This is a genomic window from Hoeflea sp. (assembly GCF_039975035.1).
In the GTDB taxonomy this organism is placed as follows: Bacteria; Pseudomonadota; Alphaproteobacteria; order Rhizobiales; family Rhizobiaceae; genus Hoeflea.
Genome location: NZ_JBDWHW010000156.1, coordinates 1 through 10,910, shown reverse-complemented (window position 1 = coordinate 10,910; position 10,910 = coordinate 1). Strand labels below are relative to the sequence as shown.

Here is a 10,910-nt window from a genome sequence, read left to right as displayed (position 1 = left end):
GACCATGGCCTGCGGCTCGGGCCGCGCGGTGGCTGATCTGGTGCTGGGCAAGCAGCCCGAGATCTCGTTTGAGGGGCTGACGGCGGAGCGCTATGGGTGAGGAGAATTTGTGAGTAGGTCAGAGGGAATAGAGGCTTTGGTGACGCGGGGTCTTCCGGTGCTTATTGGGATTGTATTTATGTGAATGGGAATCTTTGCCAGATTATAAATAGGAATTATATGTAATATATTTTAACTGAAATTCCTATTTATTCATAGAGTCGACAATTTTCCGTCGCGTACCCATTTTTTAACTGTTGCAGCCTTAACACCTGTTCTTTTGCCTACTTCCTCGTAAGTGAGGCCCTGCCTAAGTAACTTAGATGCAAGTTCCAAATTTTCGGAGGTTTTAGGGAGCCTCCCTCGAGATTGTGGAGTTATTCCCGGCACAATCCCTTCAGCAATCCAATTAGATATTGCCTCGGGAGTGATCCCTAGTTTTTTGGCTGCTTCTCGGCGACTGCCGCCATTTAATAATATTTCTGATACGAAATTCAAATTTTCCTGAGTCTTAAACCGCGCTCGTCCCCGTACTCCGGTGCTTGCAGTTGCGGTGGCTCTAAGTATGGAAGCTCTGCTATCCTGAGGATCAATAAGATGAGGTTCAAGCCACCTTGTCCAGCGCATTAACGCATTGCCGACACGAAGTACGGTCGCATCTGTGGCAAACTCCTTACCAAGCTTGTTGGTTATCAAATCGCACACGTTTGAGGCCACAGCAGATGGGGTCCGAATCAACGCTTCACGGGTTATTTGAATGCTTTCCTGCTTCGAAACGGCGTGTTTGAACATGCCTTCTGGATCGTTGACGTCCTTTTTTGAAAGACGGACAATGCCAGGTGCTGGATATTCAACCAAACCTAGTCTCTTTAGGTCGGCCAGAACTCTTGAACTCGCAATTTTCCTTATCCATAGTTCGCGCTCAAATTCGTCATCAAGTTCAAAAGTGGCTACATAGGCGTTCAAGACCCCCACAGGAGAACTGAAAGGAATGAAAACACGGTCCTGATCTTCATTGTGGCGTGGCTGTGGAGCGCCAACCTCGTCACGCTGTTTGTCATTTTGAATATACTTCTTGGCCCAGCCAAATTCTGGCCTTAGATCGGCCACCCGCGCAAACAAATCCCTTTTTCGATTGACGAGTTTCTCCATATTTTCAAGGAGATGTTCCTGCTCACGGCTGGTTCGTTCTGCCGCTTTTCTTGACGCAGAATCATACCTTTCTGCCAGACCATCGATGGTCGCCCTAAAGTCACTGGTTTTTTTGACTACCTCCCAAAGAATCATGCCTGCACCAGTAGATAGAAGCAGTGGAACAGCGACGGCGGCAGCAGCCCCGCCTGCTGACAGCCAAGCTGTGCCACCGACGATGGTTATCAATGCTGACCCTGCCACGAGCAGTCGGACACCTCGGCTACGTGCCGGTTGGGGGTCGTTTGTAATCGATGCAGTAAGATCAGAAATGGCTTCGGCGGTTTCCGGTTCTATTATTTCTGATTCAGCCGCCAAGACCTCACCAAACTCCTCAAGGAGCTTTTCTTCTTGGCGATAGGTTTCTGGAGTAGCTTCATACTCATGCGCATCGACCACTAGTTGGCGCCCCACCGCGGAGGCCATGATTAGAGGCCCGTGTAGCGAACAGATCGCTTCAATTTGCTCCTCTTCATCAGCGTCGGGCGTCGGCCATTCACCAAGCGAGACCTGCCGATCAGCTGTTACTCTTGCTGCGTAAAATCGTGCACCTCTTGCGTAAAGGACTGCAAAATTGATCGCTCTCGGATCTTTGGAGATTTCTTCATTGTACTTTGCCGTGAGAGTTCCAAAGAGGCCCGCTTGTGGAGTATTTGGGTTTTGAGCATATCGCTGTTTCAGTCGGCTAATCGGCCCATCAGCAGCGAGCATCTCTGATCGCAGGGAATCGATGGTGAGCCAATCGTTCTCGTCCGCCAGTGCTGAGCGCAGTTGGAGACGGCTTTGGTCTGAAATACCAAATCGAATCAAAGCATTTTGATCGGGAATTTGCTCCGCCACACTCTTCAATGCAGTGGAATTTATGCCTGATTTACGCCCTCGAGCCGGATCGGGCGAATCTTTCTGACCTTTGTTTTCGATATCTTCTGCCATGGTTTGATACTACGCCACATCTTCGGGGTTAACAGCCGTTCGTGGTCACCTAAAGCCCAAAATTTGCAATTACCTCCCCACCCTGTGCTCCCGCCAGATGATGAATACGCCGCTGGCGATGATCACGGCGGCGCCGACGAAGGTCAGCGCGTCGGGGATCTCGTTCCAGAACAGCCAGCCGAGAGCCGTTGCCCAGATGATGGCGGTGTAGTCCAGCGGGGCTACGACCACGGCGGGGGCGAGGCGGAAGGCCTGGGTCATCATGGTCATGCCGGCGGTGCCGAAAATGGCGACCGCGGCAAAAAGGTAGAGGTCTTCGGGTCTGACCGGGATCCAGACGACGGGCACCAGGAACAGGCTGAGGATTGCGCCGGTGCCGGTCATGTACAGAAGCAGCGTCCAGACGCTTTCGCGGGGATCGACCCAGCGGGCCGACAGCATCAAGAGCGCGTAGACGAAGGCGGTGGCAACCGGCAGCAGCGAGACTGTCTGGAAGGTGGATGTGCCGGGACGGACGGCGATCAGGACACCGATGAAGCCGACGAGGACTGCCAGCCAGCGCTTCCAGCCGACCTGCTCGCGCAGGAACAGGGCGGAGAGTGCGGTGATGAACAGTGGTGCGACAAAGACCAGCGCCGTGGCTTCGGCGAGACCCAGATAGCGGATGGAGGTGAAGAACAGATAGGTTGCGCCGATCCACAGTGCGCCGCGCATGAAATGCGCCACGGGCCGGTGCGAGCGCAGGGCTGCGCCGCCGCCCATCTTCCAGGCGATCACAATGGTGAAGGGCAGCGCGATGGCGTTGCGCAAGAACTGGATCTGCAGCGGCGAGTAGGTCACCGTCAGGGTTTTGGCCAGCGCGTCATTGACGCACAGGCAGGCAATGCCGACGCACATCAAAATGATGCCGGTCGAGGTCTGACTTCGCAGTTTTGTCGGTGATTGCAGCAATATATTCATCCCGGGGCTGATGCGGCGACCCTAACAGCATCGGCCCGGAAATCGAGCCTGATTTTTGGTGGCGAGATACAGGAATGGGTGCAGGGCAGGACAGGTGTTCGGGATTGGGGCGTTGTGCCCTTAGATGCCGTCATCCCGGCCTCGAGCCGGGATCCAGCGACCCGGCGTTTGCCGGGTCAAAGAGTCTTTTCAGCCCAAAACTTGGTCTGGCTGGGTACCGGAGGCTACGACGTCGCTTCGCTTGTCTGGATCAAGTCCGGTAAGACGGGGTGGTGGATGGCGCCGGCGGGATGCTGGGGACCGTTTGGTTTTCACCGTGTGCGGACGGAAAAGCCGGGATCAGGGTCCGATATTACGGAGTGGTGGATTGGCGCAAAAAGCCGTCGCCTACCTGGTCAGCCATACTCGTTCATGGTGTGCAGCTCATATTCGGCCACGTCGTCGCCATCCTGGTTGGTGATCGCGACATGCCAGCGGACTTCGCCATATTCGTCGGTGCGGCGGGTCTTGCGCTTGACGGTCAGTGCCACAGATATGGCGTCGCCGGGCGAGACCGGCTTCATGAATTTCAGCCCATCAAGGCCGGTGTTGGCGAGCACCGGGCCGGGATCGGGGGAGACGAACAGGCCGGCTGCGAAGGACAGAAGCAGGTAGCCGTGGGCGATACGGCCGGGGAAGAACGGATTGGCCTTGGCTGCTTCCTCGTCCATGTGGGCGTAAAATGTATCGCCGGTGAAATGGGCAAAGGTCTCGATGTCTTCCAGCGTCACCGTGCGCGGGCCGGCTTCGATGCTGTCGCCGATGGCGAGGTCGTCGAAGGTTCGGGTGAAGGGGTGGGCGGTGGATATTGGCCGGGCCGCGCCCTTGATCCAAGTGCCGGTGATGCCAGAGATGACGTCGGGACTGCCCTGGATGGCGGTGCGCTGCATGTAGTGCATGACGCCGCGGATGCCGCCGAGTTCCTCGCCGCCGCCTGCGCGCCCCGGTCCGCCGTGGACCATATGCGGCAATGGTGAACCGTGGCCGGTGGCTTCCTTGGCGCTGTCGCGGTTGTTGACATAGATGCGGCCATGAGCGGCGCCGGCGTCCAATAGCAATGACCGGGCGACGGCGGGATCATGGGTGATGACCGAGGCGACGAGGCTGCCGCGGCCGCGGTTCATCAGTTCGCCGGCATGGGCGAGATCGCGGTAGGGCATCAGCGTTGCCACAGGGCCGAAGGCCTCGACCGAATGCACCGCTTCGGCAGCATCGGGATTATCGCAGGCAAACAGCATCGGCTTGACGAAAGCGCCCCTGGCCTTGTCTGCTCCATCGACCTCGAAGGCGTCCGGATCGCCGGTCAGCACCCGGCATTCGGCTGCGATCTGGCGGGCCTTGTCGAGCACGTCGGCTTTTTGCGCGGCGGAGGCCAGCGCCCCCATGCGGGTGGTTTCCAGCGCCGGATCGCCGATGCGGATCCTGGCGAGCTTGTCTGCGATGGCGTCACCGACCGGGCCGAGCAGGGCTTCGGGCACGATGATGCGGCGGATGGCGGTACATTTCTGGCCGGCCTTGGCGGTGATCTCGCGGATGGCTTCCTTGACCAGAATGTCGAATTCCGGGATGCTTTCGGTCACGTCGGGACCGAGCACGGAGGCGTTGAGACTGTCCTGTTCGGCGACGAAACGGACGCTTTTTTCCAAGAGCAGCGGATTGGAGCGCAGCATCAGCGCAGTTTTGGCCGAGCCGGTGAAGCCGACCACGTCCTGATAATCAAGCTTGTCGAGCAGATCGCCCAAGCTGCCCGAGACCAGCTGCAGCGCGCCTTCGGGCAGGTGGCCCGATTCGATCATGCGGCGAACGGCTTGCTCGGTGACGTGGCAGGTGGCTGTGGCCGGTTTGACGATGGCCGGCATACCGGCGAGCAGGGTGGGGGCCAGCTTCTCCAGCATGCCCCAGACCGGGAAATTGAAGGCGTTGATGTGGACCGCGACGCCGTGGAGCGAGGTGGCGACGTGCTGGCCGACGAAAGTGCCGTTACGCGACAGCATTTCCAGATCGCCGTCGACATAGATGTGGCCGTCGGGCATCTCGCGACGGCCTTTTGAGGCATAGACCAGCATGGTGCCGATGCCGCCATCGATATCGATCATACTGTCAGGCTTGGTGGCGCCGGTGGTATAGGACAGCGCGTAGAGTTCGTCCTTGAACTTGCCAAGTTCGAGCGCCAGCGCCTTGAGCATCCGGGCGCGGTCGTGAAAGCTCATCGCCCGAAGCGCCGGTCCACCCTTTTGCCGGGCGAAATCGATCATGGATTGCGTGTCGAGGCGCGCCTGTCCGGCGATTGCCAGCGGCTCGCCGGTGACAGCACTGGCGATGTTCCGCGCGCCGTCGTCGGCTGCCAGCCACTGACCGGCGAGATAGCTGTGCACATTGATCAAACCCATGTCTCTCTCCCTCATGACGGCGGCCCGCCAAGTGTCATGCGTGTTGGTTCGGCGCGGGCGTCAGCCCTTGAACACGCCGGCTGCTTTCCACGAGCCGGGGCTTTGCGCATCGATGGCGGCAAAGGCTTCGCGCATCCGGTCCATGCCGGTCTCTTCGGCCCAGAACATCGGACCGCCGAGATGTTTGGGGAAGCCATAGCCCTCGCTCCAGACGATATCGACAGCCGTGTCGCTGGTGGCGATGCCTTCCTCGAGGATCAGACTGGCTTCGTTGACGATGGCTGCCATGATGCGCATGACGATCTCGTCAGCGGTGAAGGTCTGCTGCGCGGTGCCGTGCTCTTTGCGCCAGGCTGCGACCATGGCTTCGATTTCCGGGTCGGGCTTGCCTGCACCGCTTGTGTGATCGTACCAGCCCTTCGTTGCCGGGCTGCCACGGCCCTGACGGCCGATCTCGCAGAGCTTGTCGGCGATATCGACGTAGCGACCGGGCCATGTGCCTGCAGCGAGCTGGCGCTTGCGGTTGGCCCAGCTGATCTGCAGCCCGGTCAGGTCCTGCAACTCATATGGCCCCATCGGCATGCCGAGGCCTCGCATGGCCTTGTCGACATCATAGGGCGAGGCGCCATCGGCAACCAAGTAATCGGCCTGGCGGCGATAGGCCGAGAGGATGCGGTTGCCGATGAAGCCGCCGCAGACGCCGGTCTCGACCGGGATCTTGCCCAAGCCGCGGGCGAAGGCAAAGGCGGTGGCCATGGTCTGATCGGTGGTGACCGAGGTGCCGACGACTTCAACCAGCTTCATGATGTTGGCGGGCGAGAAGAAATGCAGGCCGAGGAAACGACCCGGTCCTGGCATGCCCTGGCTGATCATGTTGGGATCAAGATAGGAGGTGTTGGTGGCAATCAGCGCTGTCTCGGACAGGACATCCGAGAGCTGCTTGAACACCGCGCGCTTGACTTCGGGGTCTTCAAACACGGCTTCGATGGCGATGTCGGCGTCAACAGCTGCGGCGTAATCGGCGCCGGCGGAGAAAGCTGCGCGACGCGCCTCGGCCTTGTCGTTGGAGATGCGGCCCGAGGCCAGATCCTTGGCGATGATGGCTTCAACGCGGGCCTTGCCGGCTTGTGCACTTTCGGTGTCACGCTCGAGCATGGTGACGCGATGGCCGGAGGCGAGGCTGGCGGCTGCGATGCCTGCTCCCATCAGCCCGCCGCCGACGATGGCGACATGGTGGATCGGAGCTGGCTCGATGGCTTTCAGGCGGGCTGGCCTTGTGACCGAGCGGCTGGCGAAAAACAGCCGCCGCAGGGCTCGCGACTGGGCGCTGTCGCGCAGATCCAGATGGGTCCGGCGCTCGATCTTGCTGCCTTCTTCAAACGACATGGTGGCCGCGAGCGCTGTGGTTTCGAGCGCGATCATCGGCGAATTTGAACCTTTTGCCGATTTGGTGATTTCTGCCTTCAGCGCGGTGAGATCCGCATCCTCGACCGGGCGGGTGGAGGTGTTGGCGGGACGGGCGGGCAGGGCGTCGCGGAACCCGGCCAGCGCCGCCATCGGATCTCCACTGAAGACCAGATCGAGGCCGCCGAACTCTTCAAAGGTGCTGGCGTTCACCGGCTTGCCGTTTGCGGCCATGCGCGCGGCGCGTTCCAGCCCGATGACGCGGGGCAGTCGCTGGGTGCCGCCGGCGCCGGGGATCAGGCCGAGATTGACCTCGGGAAGACCGAATTTGGTTTTCCCGTCAGCAATGCGCCAGGCACAGGCGAGCGCCAGTTCCAGCCCGCCGCCGAGCACTGTGCCATGCATGACCGCAATGAACGGCGTGGCGCTGGCTTCAATGGCGTCGAGCACATCGGGCAGATGCGGCAGCGGCGGTGGTCCGGCAAATTCCGAGATGTCGCCACCGGCGACGAAGGTGCGTCCGGCGCAGACGATAGCCGCGGTCTTGCACCTGGCCTGGTTGACGGCCTCAAGCGCTTGCATCAACCCCTTGCGTACGCTGACCGCAAGCGCATTGACCGGCGGATTGTCGATGGTCACCAGCGCGTGGCCATTCTCGATGCGGACATCCACGACCTGCTTTTCCGGGCCGGTCTCGGGGGTGGCGGAAGGCATGGGCATGTTGGCGGCTCCTCGAAAATTTCAATCAGTATTACCGGTCAATATCGGTGGATTTATTAATTGACCAACCGGTCGGCTTATGCAACCCTTATTTTCAGGAGGACCCTTGCCATGAGTGAACCGGTTTTACATTCCTGGAACGGCAGCGTGCTGGAAATCACGCTGAACCGACCGGACAGACTGAACTCCTTCAACGACGAAATGCATGTGGCACTGGCCGACTGCCTCGACATGGCGCATAGCGATGAGCGCTGTCGTGCGGTGTTGTTGACCGGTGCCGGTCGCGGCTTTTGCGCCGGCCAGGATCTCAGCGCGCGGGATCCGGAAAAGATGGCAGGGCCGCCGAACCTCGGCGACACGCTGATCCAGTTTTACAACCCGTTGATCCGCCGCATCCGCACGCTTGAAAAGCCCATCGTCTGCGCCGTCAATGGCGTGGCTGCCGGCGCGGGCGCCAATGTGGCTCTGGCCTGCGATATCGTGCTGGCGGCGCGCAGCGCCCGGTTCATCCAGTCGTTTTCCCGGGTGGGTCTCATTCCCGATGCGGGCGGATCCTGGATGCTGCCCCGGCTGGTCGGCGAGGCGCGCGCCAAGGCGATTGCCATGACCGCCGAGCCGGTGCCGGCGGAAAAGGCGGCCGAGTGGGGCATGATCTGGCAAGCCATCGAGGATGGCGAACTGATGACGCAGGCGCGGGCGCTGGCCGAAAAGCTTGCCGCCGGGCCGACCTTCGGGCTGGGGCGGATGAAGACATTGATGCAAGCCGCCGCCGGTCAGCATCTCGATGCGCATCTCGACCTTGAAGCCCAGTACCAGCGCGAATGTGGATTTTCCGCCGATTACGCCGAAGGGGTTCGCGCGTTTCTGGAAAAGCGCGATCCGGAATTCGGAGGCTCTCGATGAGCACCATTTCCGAGCAGGAGCGGGCCGAGCGCTCTTCCATGGCGATGTGGAAAGACGACCACGCCAGCCAGGCTTTTGGCATGAAGATTGAATCGGTGGGGCCGGGAATTGCGACGCTGTCGATGGTGGTGCGCAAGGAGCATCTCAATGGCCATGGTTCGTGCCATGGCGGGACAATTTTCACGCTGGCTGACAGCGCCTTTGCTTTCGCTTGCAACAGCCACAACACCGTGACGGTGGCGCAGCATTGCTCGGTGGCGTTTCTGGCGCCGGGACGGGAAGGAGACCGGCTGACGGCGGTGGCGCGCGAGGTGACACTCGCCGGTCGTTCCGGGGTTTACGATGTGACGGTGAGCCGGGACGACGGGGTGGCGATCGCCGAATTCCGCGGATTGTCACGAACCGTATCGGGCAGCCATTTCGACGAACCGGCGGCCTGAGCTTCAGGCGACGAACACAGTTTGGGAGAGGGCGCGTGATTACTGACCGCAGCCCGAGGAGTGCAGGAGAATTCAATGCTTGATTTGACACCCGACCGGGCCAGTCTTGACCCAATCGAAATTGCCTCGCGCGACGAGATTTCCGCACTTCAACTCAGCCGCATGAAGTGGTCGCTGGCGCATGCCTATGCGAATGTGCCGCACACCAGGGCGTCGTTCGACAAGAAAGGCGTACATCCGGACGATCTCAAATCCCTGTCCGATCTGGCCAAATTCCCGTTCACGACCAAGCTTGATCTCAGGGACAATTACCCGTTCGGCATGTTCGCCGTGCCGCGTGAGAAGATCGCGCGCCTGCATGGCTCGTCGGGAACCACCGGCAAGCCGACCGTAGTCGGCTACACTTCGGGCGACATCGACAACTGGTCGGATCTGGTGGCGCGCTCGATCCGTGCTTCGGGCGGACGGTCAGGCGATATCGTGCATGTTGCTTACGGTTACGGGCTGTTTACCGGCGGTTTGGGCGCGCATTACGGCGCCGAGCGGCTCGGCTGCACGGTTGTGCCGGTCTCGGGAGGGATGACCGAACGACAAGTCTCGCTGATTGACGATTTCAAGCCGCGCGTGATCATGGTGACGCCGTCCTACATGCTGTCGATTCTCGACGAGTTCCGCGCCAAGGGCATTGATCCGCGCGAAAGTTCGCTGGCGGTCGGCATATTTGGCGCGGAACCCTGGACCAATTCGATGCGCAGCGAGATCGAACAGGCCTTCGACATGCACGCCGTTGATATCTATGGACTGTCGGAAATCATGGGGCCGGGCGTTGCCAATGAATGCGTCGAGACCAAGGACGGGCTGCACATCTGGGAGGATCATTTCTACCCCGAAGTGATCGACCCGGTCACCGAGGAAGTACTGCCTGACGGCGAAATCGGCGAACTGGTGTTCACCACGCTGAGCAAGGAGGCGCTGCCGATGGTGCGCTACCGCACCCGCGACCTGACCCGGCTGCTGCCAGGGACTGCGCGATCGATGCGGCGGATGGAGAAGATCACCGGTCGGTCCGACGACATGATCATCCTGCGCGGGGTCAATGTGTTTCCGACGCAGATTGAGGAACAGATCCTCAAATGCGCAGGGCTGGCGCCGCATTTCCAGATCGAACTGAGCCGCACCGGCCGGATGGACGACATGACGGTTCACGTCGAATCCACCGCCGCGGGCGCCAGCGAGCAGGCGCGTGCGGCCGCGGCCAGTGAACTGGCGCACCACATCAAGAGCACGGTCGGCATCAGCGCGCGGATCGACGTGGCGGAGCCGGGCAATGTGGTGCGCTCCGAAGGCAAGGCCAAGCGCGTGATCGACAACCGGAACAAGACCTGAGCTCATGGCCCGAACCATCGCCAAGGACCACGAAGCCAAACGCGAAGCGATCCTGCAGACCGCCGCCGTGTTTTTTGCCGAGCACGGTTTCGACCGGGCTTCGATGGGCAAGCTGGCCGAGGCTTGCGGTGTTTCCAAGGCTTTGATCTACCACTATTATCCGTCCAAGGATGCGCTGCTGTTCGATATTCTCGACACGCATCTGACGATGCTGGTGGAGGTGGTGGAGACGGCGGCGGCCGGGCCCGGCTCGCCACGGACAAGACTGCGTGCGCTGATACGGGCGATCCTGATCGCCTACCGGGATTCCGATGCGGAACACAAGGTGCAGCTCAACGCGCTGTCGGCACTGCCCGAGGACAACCAGAAACATTTGCGCGCGCTGCAGCGACGGCTGGTCGCCTGCATGTCTGAAGCCGTGCGGGCAATCGAGCCGGACCGGTTTTCCCGGCGGCCGGACCTTGTGGGGCCGGTGACCATGTCGGTGTTCGGCATGCTCAACTGG

General features: G+C 60.6%; 8 protein-coding genes. 4 read left to right on the top strand and 4 right to left on the bottom strand.

Annotated features, from left to right (window positions below; translation table 11 throughout):
• Positions 1–252: 252 nt before the first annotated feature.
• The 4 genes from ABJN75_RS13960 to ABJN75_RS13945 all read right to left on the bottom strand — a co-directional run bounded on the left by ABJN75_RS13960 (position 253) and on the right by ABJN75_RS13945 (position 7,676).
• Positions 253–2,163 carry a helix-turn-helix domain-containing protein gene (locus ABJN75_RS13960; RefSeq protein ID WP_348440191.1) on the bottom strand — a complete coding sequence of 637 codons (1,911 nt, stop codon included), beginning with the start codon at positions 2,161–2,163 and terminating at the stop codon, positions 253–255.
• A gap of 69 nt (positions 2,164–2,232) precedes the next feature.
• Complete coding sequence (locus tag ABJN75_RS13955) at positions 2,233–3,114, bottom strand: DMT family transporter (protein WP_348440190.1); 882 nt, start codon at positions 3,112–3,114, stop codon at positions 2,233–2,235.
• 404 nt (positions 3,115–3,518) lie between these two features.
• Positions 3,519–5,552, bottom strand: coding sequence for a phenylacetic acid degradation bifunctional protein PaaZ (gene paaZ, locus ABJN75_RS13950; RefSeq protein WP_348440189.1), 2,034 nt, complete (start codon positions 5,550–5,552; stop codon positions 3,519–3,521).
• A gap of 60 nt (positions 5,553–5,612) precedes the next feature.
• Positions 5,613–7,676, bottom strand: coding sequence for a 3-hydroxyacyl-CoA dehydrogenase NAD-binding domain-containing protein (locus ABJN75_RS13945; protein ID WP_348440188.1), 2,064 nt, complete (start codon positions 7,674–7,676; stop codon positions 5,613–5,615).
• A 111-nt stretch (positions 7,677–7,787) separates the two neighbouring features.
• Between ABJN75_RS13945 and paaG the strand changes: the two genes are divergently transcribed.
• The 4 genes from paaG to ABJN75_RS13925 all read left to right on the top strand — a co-directional run.
• Positions 7,788–8,579: a 2-(1,2-epoxy-1,2-dihydrophenyl)acetyl-CoA isomerase PaaG gene (gene paaG / locus ABJN75_RS13940; protein ID WP_348440187.1), complete on the top strand. Its 792-nt coding sequence runs from the start codon at positions 7,788–7,790 to the stop codon at positions 8,577–8,579.
• Positions 8,576–9,019, top strand: coding sequence for a hydroxyphenylacetyl-CoA thioesterase PaaI (gene paaI, locus ABJN75_RS13935; protein WP_348440186.1), 444 nt, complete (start codon positions 8,576–8,578; stop codon positions 9,017–9,019). The genes paaG and paaI overlap by 4 nt, the downstream gene beginning before the upstream one ends.
• A gap of 75 nt (positions 9,020–9,094) precedes the next feature.
• Positions 9,095–10,405 (top strand): phenylacetate--CoA ligase PaaK, encoded by a 1,311-nt coding sequence (gene paaK / locus ABJN75_RS13930; protein WP_348440185.1) that lies wholly within the window; start codon positions 9,095–9,097, stop codon positions 10,403–10,405.
• A 4-nt stretch (positions 10,406–10,409) separates the two neighbouring features.
• Positions 10,410–10,910, top strand: a 501-nt coding sequence (locus tag ABJN75_RS13925) for a TetR/AcrR family transcriptional regulator (protein ID WP_348440184.1), incomplete at its 3' end; no start/stop codon positions are given.

Bases quoted from the DNA above. Each gene is read 5' to 3' on its own strand.
- ABJN75_RS13960 (WP_348440191.1), bottom strand. From the start codon at position 2,163: ATGGCAGAAGATATCGAAAACAAAGGTCAGAAAGATTCGCCCGATCCG.
- paaZ (WP_348440189.1), bottom strand. From the start codon at position 5,552: ATGGGTTTGATCAATGTGCACAGCTATCTCGCCGGTCAGTGGCTGGCA.
- ABJN75_RS13945 (WP_348440188.1), bottom strand. From the start codon at position 7,676: ATGCCCATGCCTTCCGCCACCCCCGAGACCGGCCCGGAAAAGCAGGTC.
- paaG (WP_348440187.1), top strand. From the start codon at position 7,788: ATGAGTGAACCGGTTTTACATTCCTGGAACGGCAGCGTGCTGGAAATC.
- paaI (WP_348440186.1), top strand. From the start codon at position 8,576: ATGAGCACCATTTCCGAGCAGGAGCGGGCCGAGCGCTCTTCCATGGCG.
- paaK (WP_348440185.1), top strand. From the start codon at position 9,095: ATGCTTGATTTGACACCCGACCGGGCCAGTCTTGACCCAATCGAAATT.